This window comes from Gammaproteobacteria bacterium (assembly GCA_011682695.1).
Lineage (GTDB): Bacteria > Actinomycetota > Acidimicrobiia > Spongiisociales > UBA4744 > BMS3Bbin01.
The window spans coordinates 1-15,870 of record JAACED010000054.1; the positions used below are offsets into that span (position 1 = coordinate 1).

The 15,870-nt window shown below is 65.4% G+C and carries 11 protein-coding genes; 4 read left to right on the plus strand and 7 right to left on the minus strand.

The features are described from left to right. Positions 1–221, plus strand: a 221-nt coding sequence (locus tag GWP04_10005) for an enterochelin esterase (protein NIA25884.1), incomplete at its 5' end; no start/stop codon positions are given. Positions 222–316: 95 nt separating this feature from the next. Here the strand turns inward: GWP04_10005 and GWP04_10010 are convergent. The 5 genes from GWP04_10010 to yedA all read right to left on the minus strand — a co-directional run bounded on the left by GWP04_10010 (position 317) and on the right by yedA (position 6,168). Then, a complete protein-coding gene (locus GWP04_10010) occupies positions 317–1,207 on the minus strand; it encodes a LysR family transcriptional regulator (protein NIA25885.1) in 891 nt (296 codons plus the stop codon). A gap of 326 nt (positions 1,208–1,533) precedes the next feature. Continuing rightward, positions 1,534–2,562, minus strand: a complete 1,029-nt coding sequence (locus tag GWP04_10015) for a DUF2804 family protein (protein NIA25886.1) — start codon at positions 2,560–2,562, stop codon at positions 1,534–1,536. A gap of 173 nt (positions 2,563–2,735) precedes the next feature. Then, positions 2,736–3,593: a YjjW family glycine radical enzyme activase gene (gene yjjW / locus GWP04_10020; GenBank protein ID NIA25887.1), complete on the minus strand. Its 858-nt coding sequence runs from the start codon at positions 3,591–3,593 to the stop codon at positions 2,736–2,738. After that, the gene (gene yjjI, locus GWP04_10025; protein ID NIA25888.1) at positions 3,565–5,100 is read right to left on the minus strand and encodes a YjjI family glycine radical enzyme; all 1,536 of its coding nucleotides are present in this window, start codon (positions 5,098–5,100) and stop codon (positions 3,565–3,567) included. Before yjjI ends, yjjW begins: the two co-directional genes overlap by 29 nt. A 186-nt stretch (positions 5,101–5,286) precedes the next feature. Then, positions 5,287–6,168 carry a drug/metabolite exporter YedA gene (gene yedA / locus GWP04_10030; protein ID NIA25889.1) on the minus strand — a complete coding sequence of 294 codons (882 nt, stop codon included), beginning with the start codon at positions 6,166–6,168 and terminating at the stop codon, positions 5,287–5,289. A gap of 147 nt (positions 6,169–6,315) precedes the next feature. Between yedA and hrpA the strand changes: the two genes are divergently transcribed. Beyond that, positions 6,316–10,182: an ATP-dependent RNA helicase HrpA gene (gene hrpA, locus GWP04_10035; protein NIA25890.1), complete on the plus strand. Its 3,867-nt coding sequence runs from the start codon at positions 6,316–6,318 to the stop codon at positions 10,180–10,182. Positions 10,183–10,412: 230 nt separating this feature from the next. Beyond that, entirely contained in the window at positions 10,413–11,657 is a 1,245-nt protein-coding gene (locus GWP04_10040) for a mechanosensitive ion channel (GenBank protein NIA25891.1), read from the plus strand. Between the two features lie 26 nt (positions 11,658–11,683). Here GWP04_10040 and GWP04_10045 read toward each other — a convergent pair whose 3' ends face one another. After that, positions 11,684–12,217 (minus strand): nitroreductase family deazaflavin-dependent oxidoreductase, encoded by a 534-nt coding sequence (locus GWP04_10045; protein ID NIA25892.1) that lies wholly within the window; start codon positions 12,215–12,217, stop codon positions 11,684–11,686. Positions 12,218–12,406: 189 nt separating this feature from the next. Here GWP04_10045 and ybaK point away from each other — a divergent pair, with 189 nt between their 5' ends. Next, a complete protein-coding gene (gene ybaK / locus GWP04_10050) occupies positions 12,407–14,386 on the plus strand; it encodes a Cys-tRNA(Pro) deacylase (GenBank protein ID NIA25893.1) in 1,980 nt (659 codons plus the stop codon). A gap of 264 nt (positions 14,387–14,650) precedes the next feature. On the opposite strand, the gene GWP04_10055 is transcribed toward ybaK, so the two are convergent. Continuing rightward, positions 14,651–15,870 (minus strand): transposase (locus GWP04_10055; GenBank protein ID NIA25894.1); only part of this gene is annotated, 1,220 nt, incomplete at its 5' end.

Below are 15,870 nucleotides of genomic sequence, written 5' to 3' on the forward strand. Positions count from 1 at the left end.
TGCCCGAGTGTCAGGAGAACCTGCGTTCGCTTCGGGGCCTCTACATCGATTGTGGGTCCAAGGACCAGTACGCCCTCGTGTATGGGGCGCGGACGTTCGCGAAAGCACTGAAAGAGGCGGGGATCGAGCACCGCTACGAGGAGTTCGACGACGACCACACGGGCGTCGACTACCGCCAAGACGTATCGTTCCCGTACCTGTACCAGGCCCTCACCCTGTAACTGCGAACCCTGGGCTCAGGGGTACCCCAGGGGTACCTACGAGCCCAGGGTTCACAGAGTGGGGCAGCCGCTTCGGTGGTCGGTGTCGCCGGCCGTCAGGTAATGGTGAGTTTGCGGGCTCTCCGCTGCAGGTCCTGCAGCACCTTCGAGGCGGTCGTGCCGATCGTGGACGGGGACCAGGCGAGGAACACCTCCGAACACGAGATGTCTCGCACCGGCACGTAGGCGATGTCGGACCGCACGTAGTACTCGCCGAGCGACTTTGCGGTCAGGACCATCGCCCGTCCCGCGGCGACGACCTCGAGCATCTCCGTGACGCTGGACACCGTCGGCCCGAGCACCGGAGCCGATCCGTCCGGCCGGGGGTTCACCGTCCAATAATCGGTGTTGGGTGCCGAAACCGCGATCGGTTCATCGACGAGATCGGCCAGCTCGATACTTGCCTCCTTCGCCAGGGGATGATCAGCCGAGAAGGCGGCCACTCGCGGCTCTTCGAAGACCTTCTCGTAGCGGATGTGTTCGCGGTGCGTGAACCCTTCGACGGGACCGCGGATCAGCGAGAGGTCGGCCATCCCCGAGGCGACCGCCGAGACCTGCTCATGCCAGCCCACGTTGCGCAGTGTTACCTCACAGCCGAGAGAGTCACACGCCTCGCGCAGCACGTCGGTGGTGAGCTGGCGCGGCATCGGTGGCACGAAGGCGATCACCACCTCGTCCTGTTCCGCCCGCATCGAAGCCCGGACACGGCCGACCGCGACGTCGGTGGCTTCCAGAATGCGCACGGCCTCCGTCGCCAGCACCCTGCCGGCGGCGGTGAGCTCGATCCGGCGTCCCACCCGTTGGACCAGGGGAACTCCAAGCTGACCCTCGAGCCTGCGGATCTGCTTGCTCAGCGCAGGCTGAGAGAGAAACAGCCGTTTGGATGCGCGTCCCACGTGCTCCTCCTCGGCGACGATCACGAATGATCGGAGGAGCTTGAGATCCATGCCTGCAGGTTATCAGATAAGGCCGACGCTTCGTCCACGTAGACGAGACAAGGCGTGCGTTGTCAGACGCGCCCGACGGCATCGGGCATCGGCTCGAGGGGACTTCTCCCCCTTCCTGCTACCCCTGGCAGCCGGCCGAGCGAAGCGAGGTCGATGGGATGGTCGCCTCCTGGTGAGTGGGGTGAGCTGTGGTTTCTGCCAGTCGAGCGCCCCGAGCCGGCCGAGCGAAGCGAGTATCGGGGGGAGTGCCCCGAAGGAGGGAGGGGGCAGGTTGCTGCGACTGGATCGGGCCTGATCGCCACACCGAGCCTTGTGATGGTCGGGTGCTACCAGCGGGCGCGGGATTCCTCGGCGAAACCGAGAGCGTCTTCGATGGACAGGGTTGAGTCTGCTCCGTCGGGTACGGTTCCCGACCACCGACCGAACACCTGGTGAACTTCGTTCATGACTACCCCAAGATTGGTGCGGGCGTGGCGATCGTGGACGGGGGTCAGGGTGACGTCGAGAGTCCCATCGTTGGAGCGCACTCGCCACGGTCTCATCGGGTCGTCCCAGACGTATTGCCAGTCGAGCTCTTCACCGATCTTGTGTAGTCGACCGTCGATGAACACACCGTTCTCGGTGAAACCGGTGCCCTCCGTCCACTTGGCCCCGAACTGGAGGGCAACCCGGCGTGCGTCGGCGCTGCGGCCCGTTCCCCCGCCCCAGTTCCATTGAGTGCGATACGGCCACCGACCACGACCGATGTCGAGGATGCCCCAAGCATCGCCGGATTCGCCGCCAATCTCGAAGGAGCGACCACCGAGGTCGGCTCGGCCCGTCGCCGGTCGCCCCTGATGTTTCGAGGTGAACTGGAACCGTCTGTCCGACCACGGGATCACCACATTGAGAGATTCGTCTCCTGCGGGGTTCGCAACGGAGACGTCGACGCTTCCCGGCAACCCCTGCTCGGTCCACTTGGCGCGAATTGTCGTTGTCTCGGAGTGGTACGCAATGTCGATCTGCAGATCGTCGTCGCGATAGCCGAGCCGACCGTCGCATACGGTTCCTGGGAGCTCGATGCGCCGCGCCAGGGGCGCGGTGACGGACCGGCCTCCGGACTCGTGTGACCCAAGAACGATCCATTCGACGGTCGCCAAGCCGATGTAGTCGATGTCGGCCAGGGTGACCGACAAGACAAGCTCATCGGATTGGATGGCCCAGTAATCCCATCGCTTCGTCCGCCCCCACACGCCTTGAAGGTTGGCGTTGTGGAGTGGACGGCGTGACCATCCGAGGGCTTCGGGGTTCAACCGGCGCCCGTCGGCCAGGCACAGATCCACCGGCTCGACAAGCTCTCGTTCATGCGTTGCCATGCTCTTGACACCGTAGTCAGAGCCCGCGTCCGGTGTCATTGTCGAAGGCACCGATCTGTGGAAGATGTTCGGCTCTTCTTCTTGCCTCTCCTCGCAGGGGAAGTGGCCGAGTTGAAGTACGAACCGAGCTCGATGGGGCAGAAGCCGGCTGCCGGCCGCTGATGGTTTCCCCGTCAGAGGCGCACGATCTCGTGTGCGCCGGCGGCGGAGAGGACCTGCTCGCAGTGCTCCATCTGGTCGGCGGTCGGCTCGGTGAGATCCTGGTATTGGGCCCGGACACCGTGTTTGCGAAACCCGATCACTTTGATGCGCAACGCAGGGTCGACGGAGGCAAGCCAGCGTGCGGTGCGGGTCAGCAGCTCGTCGCTGTCGTTGACACCCGAGATGAGGGGGAGGCGCACCTCGTGGAGGCGGTCGCGTCGTGCGAGGTAGCGGATGGAGTCGAGCACCCGGCTGTTGCTCACGCCGGTCAGCGCGATGTGGATGTTGTCGTCGAGGGCCTTGATGTCGATCATGGCGCTGTCCATGACCGGCAGCAGCACGTCCCACGTCTCGCTGGTGCAGGATCCGTTGCTGTCGACGAACGTGGTGAGGTGTCGGGTGTCCGGGTGGGCCTTGAGCTCAGAGAACAGGGCGGCAACGAACTCGGGCTGCAGGGTGGCCTCCCCGCCGGAGACGGTGATTCCGGACAGGAACGGTGCAGCGGTGCGGATCTCGGAGAAGATCTCGTCGACGGTGACCTGTTTGGCCAGTGGCGTGGAGTCGTACGGGCAGACGTCGACGCAGATGTCGCATCGGGTGCAGCGGTCCCAGTCGACCGTTACGCTGCCGTCCGTCTCCCGGAACAGGGCGTCTTCGGGGCACGGTTCGATGCAGATCTCACAGTCGATACACGTGCTGATCGTGTACGGGTTGTGGCAGAAGCTGCAGTCGAAGTTGCAGCCTTGGAAGAACAGGACGAACCGGTTTCCGGGCCCGTCGACGTTGCTGAACGGGATGAAGTCATTCAGGAGGGCGCGGGGTGCGCTCATGAACCAGTACTCGCTTGACGTTGCGGGTCGTGACGTGGGTATTCGTTTCGGCTCCATATCCGAACGTGGTGCTGTTGTGTCGAGCGCCCGACGCCGAGAACTCGGCCAGGTCGGACTTGCGGACCAGGTAGCCGGTGATGCGGATGAAGTCGTTGCATCCGACGTTGAAGGTGAAGTCGCGCATGCCTTCGTGGAACGCCCCCCGGATGACGTCGACCATCGCATCCGGGTTGTTCACGACGGTGTCTTCCACTTGGAACACGTCGCTGACACCGGCGCCGAATTTGTCGTGATGCGGTGCGACGGTACGGATGTGCTCATAGAGGCCGGGTTCGGCACCGATGGCGATTCGGGTTCCCGCGGTCACGTCGATGTCGGAGTCGATGCCCGACTGTGAGTGCAGGAGGCAGACGCCGCCGTTGCCTTCGCAGTACGGCATCGGAGTGGCGGCGACCTGTGCGGCGATCGTGTCGATGATCCGGTACGACAGCTCATTGGCGGTCTCGTCGGTCCCGTAGGTGCCGGCGCCGAGGGCCTCGACGCACTCGGCGAGGCCGAACACGCCGAACATGGCGGAGAACTTGGACAGGTCGATGAGCCCTTCTCTTGCGAGGAAGTCGTGTTCGTAGAACTCCGCTTCTTCGACGAGGTAGCGGATGCGGGATTCGATGAGCTCTGCGGTGAGCGCCACGTAGTGGGGCAGCGTGGTGGTGAGGAACTCTTCGGCAGTGCCGTTGTGGTGGCGGGCGGCCTCTTTGAGGTTGAGGCGGACGAGGGTGTGTGAGCCGCCGCCGATCAGGAGCGAGTTGTAGCAACTGACCGACGCGTAGTTCTCGCCGAGGTCGCGGACCATGAGCGGGTGGTTCACGAAGTGCGGCTTGGCGACGTCGAAGACGGTCAGGACGCCATCTCTGACGTAGTCGTCGGGGGTGCGTTCGGGGTCGACCTTGAAGGTGATGTTGGGCACGACCTGCTTGAGATCACGTTCGATGCGAAAGATCGTCCGTCCCACGCGCGAGTCGTCCGGGCCGAGGTCGACATGGGTGAACGCGTCGGGGAACATCCGGTCGAGGGCCCGCCAGAACAGGCGGAGTTTGTCGTACAGGTCTTCGTCGGAGATGCCGTCCGCGTACGGTTCGAGCAGCTTGTCGATGTCTCCGAGGTAGACCGGGTACGAGGTGATCGATGGCACCTGCGTGTAGAGGATGAGCAGGAAGTTGAGCGCCTCGTCGAGGTTTGTCGGCGGGTCGAGCTCGAGGAACGCGGATCCTTGCGAGAGGGCTCTCGCGTAGTCGGGCAGGATATAGCGGGCCCGGTACGGGGCATTGCCCTCGTAGAGGTCGCAGATGATCCGCTTGTTGAGCGCCTCGCGGGCGTCGGCGCCGAGAGCGGGGGGTTCGAGGGCTTCTTCGGCGAGCCCGGCGAGGTAGTGCCTGCGCTGGTGATAGGTGAGATTGGGATCGTTGACGATGTCCCGTGCTCGTGTGCGGAACTCCTCCATCTGCATGCCGGCAAACCCCTCGCTGGTTTTCCTCAGTATGCGCCGTCGGCGCCTTGGGTTCCAATGGTCCGAGGGAGCGTATCGATAACTGGCAGGAATACATTGAGAGGCTCGTCTCACAGCCGGGCCGCCCACCGCTTGACGCCGTCGGGAACGATCGGCTCGACCGTCACGAGAACGGCCGGACGGGCCTCACTCGACCGGCATCGGTGTACGGTTGCGACTCCACACGATCAGGCCGACCGACGCCAGGATGATCGGCAGCGCCACCCATACTTCGCCGGTGAGCCGTTCCTGGCCGAGGGTCACACCGAGGATCACCGCGAACACCGGGTTCACGTACGCGTAGGAGGTGGCCAGTGCGGGGCGTACGGTGCACAGCAGGTAGGCGTAGGCGCTGAACGCGATCAGCGACCCGGGAATGATCAGCCATGCGAGCGCCAGCCACGACTTGAGGCTCGGCGCGGTTGCGATCGACTCGCCGATCCCGGCGCCGATCAGCGCGAGCACCACTCCGCCGCCGAGCATCTGGATGGCGGCCGACATCGGACCGGAAGGCAGATCGGTGTGGGCGGACCAGACCGATCCGAACGCCCACAGGATCGGGGAGACGATGACGAGGACCAGGCCGAGCGGTGCCGCCCGGAAGTCGCCTTCGCCCGACAGCAGGGCCACCCCGGCCATTCCGACGGCGATCCCAACCCATTCGAGTTTCGTCGGCCAGCGTCCGAACAGACCTGACACGACCGCAGCCCACACCGGCACCATCGCCACCGCCGTTGCCGCCACGCCGGATCCGACGCCGAGGTCCTCGGCGACGGTCACCAGGCCGAGCCCGCCGACGAACAGCAGGATGCCGACGGCGAATCCGTTACGCCACTGGTGTGGGGTCGGCATCGGCGCGCCACGCCGCCGCACCCAGGCGAAGAGAATGCCGCCGGCGATCACCATGCGGATCGCAGTGCCGAGGAACGGAGGGAACGTTTCGACGAGGAACCGCAGCGCCAGATAGGTGGAACTCCAGATGACGTACACTGCAGCGAGCGAGGCGGCGACCATCCATCGGCTCGACATACGACTCCGTTCTCGTGACGCTTCGTGGGAACTATCCGGTCCAACCGTCACCAGAACGGTTGAGTCGGGCAAGCGTAACGGACCGCGGCTCGTGTGAAGGTGGCCTCGACCGCCGGGAGCGGCCATCATGGGCCCTCCCACGAAGCCATGACCCTCGCCGACCTTCGCGCCCGCGTCGACGGGCTGACACCGGCCGACCGCCGGTCGTTCCAACGCCGCCTCACCGGCGCGGCCAAGATCGACGCGCCCGCAAGACGCAAGGCGGCCCTCGAGGCCATCGCTGCAGACCTGACCCGGGCGGAGGGTCGTGTCGCCCGGCGTCGGGCGGCCGTGCCCGAGAAGTTCACCTATCCGGCAGACCTGCCGATCACCAACCGCCTCGACGAACTCGGCGAGGTCATCCGGGCCAACCAGGTGGTGATCGTCTCGGGTGAGACAGGGTCGGGCAAGAGCACCCAGATCCCCAAGCTGTGCCTCGAACTCGGCCGTGGTGTCAACGGCTTCATCGGCCACACCCAGCCCCGGCGTATCGCGGCCCGCTCGATCGCCGAGCGAATCGCCGAAGAGACCGGCACGACGGTCGGTGGCCTGGTCGGCTACACGGTCCGATTCACCGACCGGGTCGGTGACGGCACGCTGATCAGGGTCATGACCGACGGGATCGTGCTTTCGGAGATCCATCGGGACCGGCGCCTTGCCCGCTACGACACGATCATCGTCGACGAGGCCCACGAACGCAGCCTCAACATCGACTTCCTGCTCGGTTACCTCAAAGCGCTGCTGCCCCGCCGCCCCGATCTGAAGGTGATCATCACCTCCGCCACGATCGACACCGAGCGGTTCTCCGAACACTTCGGCGGAGTTCCCGTCGTGGAGGTGTCCGGTCGCACCTACCCGGTCGAAGTCCGCTACCGGCCGCTCGACGATCCCGAGTCGTCCAAGCCGCGTGACCAGCCGCAGGCGATCGCCGATGCCGTCGTGGAGCTCTACACGGAAGGTTCCGGTGACATCCTCGTGTTCTGCTCGGGGGAGCGCGAAATCCGAGACGCCGCCGACGCCCTCGCCGACCTGGATCTGCCGCACACGCAGGTCGTGCCCTTGTACGGGCGCTTGTCGGCCGCAGAGCAGCACAGAGTGTTCGAACCGCACCGCGGGCGGAGGATCGTGGTCGCCACGAACGTGGCGGAGACATCGCTGACCGTGCCGGGCATCCGGTCCGTCGTGGACGTGGGAACGGCCCGTATCTCACGGTACAGCCGACGCACGAAGGTGCAGCGGCTGCCGATCGAACCGATCTCCCAGGCGTCTGCCGACCAGCGGGCCGGACGATGCGGACGTCTTGGACCCGGAGTCTGCATCCGCCTCTACACCGAGGAGGACTACCGGTCGCGTCCTGCGTTCACCGAACCGGAGATTCGGCGCACCAACCTGGCGTCGGTGATCCTGCAGATGGCGGCGCTCGACCTGGGCGACATCGAGGCGTTCGGGTTCCTCGACCCGCCGGAGTCGCGAAGCATCCGCGACGGCATCGCCCTGCTCGAAGAGCTCGGCGCCGTCAACCCCGCTCACCAGGGCACCCGAAGGTGGCTCACCAAGCTCGGACGGCAGCTTGCCCGGTTCCCGCTGGACGTTCGTTTTGCCCGCATGGTGATCGAAGCCGACCGCAACGGCTGTCTCGCCGAGGTGCAGGTGATCGCCGCGGCGCTTTCGGTTCGCGACCCGAGGGAACGTCCGGCCGAGCACCGCCAGCACGCCGATCAACTCCACGCTCGGTTCAAACATCCCGACTCCGATCTGCTCTCCTGGCTGCACCTGTGGAAGTACCTGCAGACCGAACGCAGAGCGAGGACCTCGAACCAGTTCCGCAGGATGTGTCGCGACGAATTCCTGAGCGAGCGCCGTATCCGAGAGTGGCAGCACATCCACGCCCAACTGCGAGACGTCACCGAAGAGCTCGGCATGACCGCGAACACGACGCCCGCCGATCCGGACGCGATCCACCGGTCGGTTCTCGCCGGTCTTCTCTCCCACATCGGGATCAAAGACCCCGACGGGTACGAGTACCGGGGAGCTCGCAGTGCCCGGTTCTTCATCGCCCCCGGATCGACCCTGTTCAAGGCCGCACCGCAGTGGGTGATGGCCGCCGAGTTGGTGGAGACGAGCCGCCTCTGGGCGAGAGGCGTCGCTCCCATCCGTCCCGAATGGGTCGAACAGGTCGGCGCACACCTCGTGCGGACGTCGTATTCGGATCCGTGGTGGGACGCCGACCGTGGCGCGGCCGTCGCCGGTGAAACGGTGACCATCTACGGGCTACCGCTGGTGACGGATCGCAGCGTCCAGTATGGGCGGATCGACCCGGCCGGCGCGAGAGAGCTGTTCGTCACCCACGCCCTCGTCGCCGGTGAGTGGGAGACCCACCACGATTTCGCCGCGCACAACGAGGCCATGATCGAGCAGGTCCTGGCGCTCGAGGCCCGCGAGCGCCGCAGCGACCTCCTGGTCGACGATGCCGCCATCTTCGAGTTCTTTGACCGTCGCATTCCCAACGACGTCCTCTCGGTGCGCCACTTCGACCGCTGGTGGAAGGATGCCCGCCACGATGACCCGCACCTGCTGGAACTCGGACTCGACGACCTGATCGATCCGGCGGCCGCAGCACCCGATACCGACGCGTTTCCCGAGGTGTGGCACCACGGTGACGTTGCCATGGCGCTGACTTACACGTTCGAACCCGGCGGGACGACCGACGGGGTCACCATCGACGTTCCGATCGACGGTATCGATCGGGTCGACCCGGCCGTGTTCGAATGGCACGTGCCGGGGTACCGGGTCGAACTGATCACCGAGCTGATCCGAACCCTTCCCAAGCAGCTCCGCAAACCGTTCGTGCCGATTCCCGACACGGCCCGTGCGCTCGTCGAACACCTCGACCCCGGCGACGGACGCCTCCTCTCGGCGTTGCGACGGGAGCTGACGCGCATCGGCGGCGTCTCGATTCCACCTGACGCCTTCGACCTGGATGCCCTTCCCACTCACCTGCGGCCGACCTTCCGGGTTGTTGACGATGACGGGGAACCTGTCGCGGAGAGCGATGATCTCGGCGCGCTGAAGGTCGAGCTGCGCGACAAGGCTCGTGCGGTGCCTGCTGCGACGAGCCACGAACTCGAACAGATCGGCCTGACCACGTGGAGTATCGGTGAACTCTCCCGCGTGGTCGAGATCGGCGACGCCGGCCGGAGAGTGCGTGCGTACCCGGCACTCGTCGACGAGGGCGGCTCGGTCGCCGTGCGGCTGCTGGCCACCGCCGGCGAGCAGGCCGACGCCATGTGGGCCGGCGCCACTCGGCTCCTGGCACTCAATCTCCCGTCGGCCGGCAAGATGCTTCGCCTTCTACTCACCGACGATGCGAAACGTGCGATCCGTTCCGGTCCCCACGGCGCGCCGGCCGAGTGGGTCGACGACTGCCTCACCTGCGTCGCCGGACAGGTGATTGCCGACGCCGGAGGGCCGCCGTGGGACGGTGTCGGTTTCGACGCTCTCGTCGCCCGTGCCAGAGAGGATCTCGCCGAACGGGTGGAAGCGATCAGATCGGCGTCACTGCGCATCCTCGGTCTGGCCCGCTCGTTGAGTGCCGTCCTGGGAGGAACCGACGGGGACGTGCCGCAGCCGGCCGTTGCCGACATGCAGGGTCAGCTCGAACAGCTGATCTACCCGGGCTTTCTCACTGCCGTGGGAGCGGCGCGCCTCGCCGACGTTGAGCGCTACCTGCGCGCCATCGAGCATCGCCTGGAGCGACTTGCCGAGAATCCTCAGCGCGATCGTGAACTGATGGCCCGGGTGCAGCGTCTCGAAGGCGAGTACGACCGGCTCTGCGAGGTGCTTGCACCTTCGCCCGAGCTGGCGGAGATCGCCTGGATGCTCCAGGAGCTGCGGGTGAGCCTCTTCGCCCAGGCGCTCGGTACTCGCGGGAAGGTGAGTGAGCAGCGGATCGCCAAGGCGCTCGAGGCCCTGTGAAGTGACCTGGCATGAGAGGGCCTTCTCTACGGAGAAGGTCCTGGCGGCCTCCTGGGGGAGGAAACAGGCGGCATGTTTCTCCCCCCAGCGAGTAGGGTGAACGTTTCTCCCCCCAGCGAGCGAAGCGAGTGTTGGGGCGAGTACGGCGAAGCCGGGAGGGGGGCCGGCGCCGGCCGCGAGGGGGAATGCGTGCCACGTATTGCCTGGCGGTCTTCTAGGCTCACACCCACATGGAGACGACGATCACCAATCTGTTCGAACGATGGCTCGGCACCGGCATCGTCGCCACCCTCGTTGCGATCGCCGTCGTCGGGGGCGTCGCCGTTCTCGCCTACTTCGTCGTGCGGGCCCTCGTCCTCCCGGTCATCCGCAGGGCGACCAAGCACACCACGTTTCGCTGGGACGACGTCTTCGCGGATCGCGGGTTCCAGCATCGCATCTCACTGCTCTTGCCCGCCATCGTTCTCTACGCCGGCATCTCGGCCGTCCCCGGCCTCGGCGACTTCTGGATCGAAGTGTTGCGGCGCATCGTTGGCGCCGGTGTCGTCCTCATCTCCGCGATGGCCCTCGGAGCGCTGCTCGCGGGGGTCAACACCATCTACGAGACCTTTCCGATCTCCAAAGATCGGCCGATCAAGGGCTACCTGCAAGTCGTCCAGATATTCATCTACCTGTTCGCAGCGGTCCTCTTCGTCGCCGTCCTCGCCAACCAGTCGCCCTGGTTCTTCCTCAGCGGGATCGGCGCCGCAACCGCCGTCCTCTTGCTCATCTTCAAAGACACGATCCTGTCATTCATCGCATCGATCCAGCTCGCCACCAACGACATGCTTCGTGTCGGGGACTGGATCGAGATGCCCCAGTTCAACGCCGACGGCGATGTCATCGACATCGCCTTGCACACCGTCAAAGTGCAGAACTGGGACAAGACGATCACCACCGTCCCCACCTACAAGCTGATTTCCGAACCGTTCAAGAACTGGCGGGGGATGGACGAATCCGGTGGCCGGCGCATCAAACGGGCAGTCAACATCGACATGTCCGGCATTCGGTTTCTCACCGACGACGAGATGGAACGGTTCTCGCACTTCGCCCCGCTCGCCGACTACATGGAGGCGAAACGCCGGGAGATCGCCGAGTACAACGCTGCGAACGAACCTCCGGAAGGCATGATCGGCGACCCGCGCCGACTCACCAACATCGGGACGTTGCGCGCGTACATGGTCTCCTACCTGAAGAACCTGCCTGGCATCGCCAAGGACATGACGTTCCTCATCCGGCAGCTCGCACCCGGACCGCAGGGACTTCCCCTCGAGATCTACGTGTTCGCCGCCGACACCCGCTGGCCGCAGTACGAGGCGCTCCAAGCCGACATCTTCGACCATCTCCTCGCCATGCTTCCCGAATTCGGGCTGCGAGCCTTCCAAGCGCCCACCGGCGCGGACTTCCGGTCCCTTGGAGGGGCCGAGGCTTCGTAGGATCGCCGGTCTGCGGGTTGATCGGTTCAGTCCGACGGTGTGGATCGCCGGCGTCGCATCGCCCACACAAGAGCCTTCGCAGCCGGGAGCGCCCAGACCCAGGTGAGGTCGCCGGGACCGGCGAGACGCTCGGTCTTCACGATGCGCACCAGACGGTACGTGTGGGTCGCCTCCGCCACCTGCTCGTCGCTCATCCGCTTCGGGTGCAAGCCGAGGATCCAGGCGGCGAAACCGCTCGCGATCAGGACTTGGCGCATGCGGGCGTTTCGATCCGGATCGTCTGTCGCGTCGTGTGCGACGCCGGACCATCGGCCGGTCGGCAGCCACACGCAGACGTTGGGATTGGCCAGGACGTTGCGAAACCAGTCGGTGCGCGGTCCAAAACCCACGAGGCAGTAGAGGACGTCTCCGTCCGGCGCGTAGTTCAACGGCGTGTAGTAGTGGTTGCCGCTCTTCCTTCCGGTGTGAACGAGGACGAGTATCCGTCCGCCGACCGACGGCCACATGTTGAGCGACGGTCCGAATCCGAGGCGCCAGGCGAGCACCATGAAGCGGTTCATGCAGTGGAATCTCCGACGCGTTCGCTCGAGGCTGTCCGGGCGCAGCGCCTTCGCATAGCGGGGCGCCACGGAAGGATTCTCGTCTCGCTTCTCCGATGGTGTGGTGTTGTCCAACTGCCGGGGCCTCCGCTGTTCAACCTACATGTTCCCGATCGGCGGTGCCGGTGGACCCAGGCCGACCGGGGCTCCATGGAGCGCCGCGGACCCCGGGTTCACGGGGTGCCTGGGTACTCCTGCGAGCCCAGAGTCGGGGGCGGGTGTGGGGTGGAACGCGAATTATGCGCTAGGGTGGTCGAGGCCGGACAACTCCGGCGGCTCTCCGTAACGGATCGAGCCTGTCGAATCCTCTCTTGGAGTACCGTGGCTATCGCCGCAAACCAACACACATCCGCCTTCACGGACCTTGGCGTCGCCGAGGATCTCACCGTCATCCTCAACGACCAGGGCATCACTGCACCGTTCCCGATCCAGACGCTCGCACTTCCCGACGGCTTCGCCGGCAGGGACCTCTGTGGGCAGGCAAAGACCGGGTCCGGCAAGACGCTCGCCTTCGGGCTGCCGCTGGTCGAACGGCTCCACGCCGCCGAGCCGAAACAACCACTGGCACTGGTGCTCGTCCCCACCCGGGAGCTGTGCCTGCAGGTCGCCGAGGCGCTGGAACCGTTCGCCGACCGTCGAGGCTTCTCCGTGACCGCCGTGTACGGCGGGGCGTCGATGAATGGTCAGATCGATGCACTCCGCCGGGGAACCGAAGTGGTCGTCGCAACGCCGGGACGGCTCATCGATCTGGCTGACCGCAACGTCGTGTCACTACGCGCCGTGGAAACGCTCGTCCTCGACGAGGCTGACGAGATGGCCGACCTGGGCTTCCTGCCTCAGGTCCACTACCTGCTGCGTCAGCTCGAGGTGGACCATCAGACGATGCTGTTCTCCGCGACGCTCGACGGTCGCGTGTCACAGCTGGTGAACCTGTACATGAAGGATCCGGTCATGCACCTCGTCGGGTCCGAGACCATTACCGTCGACACGTCCCGACACCGGTTCATCCAGGTACACCACATGGACAAACCCAAGGTGACGGCACGCATCGCGCAGTCTGCCGATCGGGTACTGGTCTTCGTCCGTACGAAACGGTCGTGCGACCGGACGGCTCAGGACCTGGCCGATCTTGGTGTGCGGGCACGTGCCATCCACGGCGACCTTCCACAAAAGAAGCGTGAACGAACCCTCGCCGACTTCGCCGCCGGAAGATTGCGGGTCATGGTCGCGACGAACGTCGCCGCCCGGGGCCTCGACATCGACGGTGTCGACGTGGTGATCCACTACGACGCGCCGGAGAACTCGAGGACCTATCTGCACCGGTCGGGCCGGACGGCCCGTGCCGGGGAGTCCGGCCTGGTCGTCACGTTCGTCGAATGGGACCAACTCGTCGCGATGCGCAACATCCAGAACGAGGCCGGACTGCTCGAACCGATCGTGAAGATGTTCTCCAACGACGACCGTCTCGACGACCTCGCCTCCTGGGAGGCGAGGCACCGAAGCGGATCGTTCGACGCTCCGCCCGAGGCAGAAGGCGCCGCAGCCTCCTGTAGGGCGTCGTTTCCTCCGCCCGGACGGCTTCCGAGCGACACCGAACCTGCACTGCAATCCACCTGGTCGCTCGCGGCCGCGCTCGTATGCCAGCATGACGGCATGGCCAAGGGTGGAACCCGCGCGATCGCAGCACTCCGTGCCGCTGGTGTGGCCTTCGCCGTGCATTCCTACGAGATCGGCGACACGGACCTCTCCTACGGTGAGGCGGCCGCAGCCGCCATCGGCGTGGCTCCCGACCGCGTATTCAAGACCCTCGTCGCGACGGTCGATGGGGTCCCGGTGGTCGGGATCGTTCCGGTGTCGCGGCACCTGTCGATGAAGAAGCTCGCCAGGGCTGCCGGTGCCAAGCACTCGACGATGGCCGAACCGTCCGACGCGCAGCGGCTCACCGGCTACGTCATCGGCGGAATCAGCCCGTTCGGTCAGCGCCGCCGCCTGCGGATGTTCATCGACGTCTCCGCCGTTGAATACGACTCGATCTTCGTCAGCGCGGGGAGGCGGGGACTGCAAGTGGAGGTGGCGCCGACCGACCTGATGGCGCTCACCGGCGCCGAGGCGGCCGTCATCGCCGACTAGATGTGCTCTCGGCCAAAAGGGGCGCTCGCCTCGCGTTCCCCCAGGTTGAGACGGCGTCGTGGCCGCCGGATGATCGCCGCCGACGGTTCGGACTTCCCGATCGATGTCCGTGTGATGGGCAGTTCCGACGCGACGAACCGACGCTAGGAGCGTGGGTCGGTATTGGTTGACGGGTCTTTGTTGATTCGTGTCCGGTCCGGATTCCGGCTCTGTCTTGTCGCGGGGTTCTTTGCACGCGATGTAGGGTGTTGACGGGGCGGCGGGTCAGGTGGCTGTGGCCGGTGCCGGATTGGCGGCGTTGGCGAGTTTGCGGAGGTTGTGGCAGATGACATGGAGCGTCCATTCGCCTTGCGCTCCGGCGATTCCTCGTAGCCGGAGATGCCCGGCGTGTTGCCGGACTTTCATCTGACCGAAAACGGGTTCGACGATGACTTTGCGTCTGGCGTAGTCGGCCCGCCCGACCTTGGTGCGCAACTTGCGTGCCATCCGCTCGTGCCGGGTCGCGTCTTTGGGGATCGGCCCTCTCGGCGTGTCGGGAACCCGCTCGTTGCGTCTGATCCGCCCTGTGGCTATCAAAGCGTTGACCTTCGCATCCGAGATCTGTTCCAGATTGTCTTGGGAGCAGTAGCCCGCATCGGCGAGAAACATGTTCGGGACGGCTTCGATACCGGCGTCAGCGAGGTTGGCGGTCGCAGCGTCGATCATGGGGAAGAGCTGTTGGACGTCGCCTGCCTGATCGGTGACGTTCGCTGCGACGACGACTTGGGAGTGTTCATCGACGACGGCCTGGGCGTTGTAGGCGTAGTGGAAACCGTCAACAGTTTTCATCATCCTGGCTTCGGGGTCGGTGAAGTTGCGTTGGGTCCGCCCCTCAGGTGTCGCCCTGTCTGCTGCTGACTCTGCCGCTTCAGCGATCCCAGTGTCGTCGTCGCCGGCCGCTGTGGCCTCATCGGCGGCTTTCTTCGCTGCTTTCTCTCTGGCTTCGGCCTCGATGGCTTCTTTGGCGGCACGCAACTTGACGAGACGGGACTCGCGACAGGCAAGCTCAGTCGGGACCTCGTCACCTCGTTTGTCTTCCCCGAACTCTTCGTCTTCTGCACGGTCGACGGCTTCAGCCTCGGCGAGGATCGCTGCCACCTCGGCCTCGAGCTGTTCGATCCTGGGACCAAGACGCCCGTAACTCATCGCCTTGTGCCGAGAGGCAGACGCCCGCAGCTTCGTGCCGTCCAAAGCGACCCGACCCAGCTTGACGAGTCCCGCCTCTGAACACAGGACAAGGACCTGGAGAAACAAGTCATCCAACGCAGCCAGGTGGCGACGGCGGAACCGGCTGATCGACCGGTAATCCGGCGCGGTGTTCGCTGTCAGCCAACGAAACGCCACATCAAGACCACACCTGCGTTCCATCTCCCGAGACGACGTCACCCCCGTCGAATATGCGTAGAAGAGGAGCTTGAGCATCATTGTCGGGTCATACGGCGGTG

What these genes read in the sequence shown, in the direction of transcription:
- GWP04_10010 (NIA25885.1), bottom strand. Translation starts at nt 1,207, where the DNA reads ATGGATCTCAAGCTCCTCCGATCATTCGTGATCGTCGCCGAGGAGGAG.
- GWP04_10015 (NIA25886.1), bottom strand. Translation starts at nt 2,562, where the DNA reads ATGGCAACGCATGAACGAGAGCTTGTCGAGCCGGTGGATCTGTGCCTG.
- yjjW (NIA25887.1), bottom strand. Translation starts at nt 3,593, where the DNA reads ATGAGCGCACCCCGCGCCCTCCTGAATGACTTCATCCCGTTCAGCAAC.
- yjjI (NIA25888.1), bottom strand. Translation starts at nt 5,100, where the DNA reads ATGCAGATGGAGGAGTTCCGCACACGAGCACGGGACATCGTCAACGAT.
- yedA (NIA25889.1), bottom strand. Translation starts at nt 6,168, where the DNA reads ATGTCGAGCCGATGGATGGTCGCCGCCTCGCTCGCTGCAGTGTACGTC.
- hrpA (NIA25890.1), top strand. Translation starts at nt 6,316, where the DNA reads ATGACCCTCGCCGACCTTCGCGCCCGCGTCGACGGGCTGACACCGGCC.
- GWP04_10040 (NIA25891.1), top strand. Translation starts at nt 10,413, where the DNA reads ATGGAGACGACGATCACCAATCTGTTCGAACGATGGCTCGGCACCGGC.
- GWP04_10045 (NIA25892.1), bottom strand. Translation starts at nt 12,217, where the DNA reads ATGAACCGCTTCATGGTGCTCGCCTGGCGCCTCGGATTCGGACCGTCG.
- ybaK (NIA25893.1), top strand. Translation starts at nt 12,407, where the DNA reads ATGGAGCGCCGCGGACCCCGGGTTCACGGGGTGCCTGGGTACTCCTGC.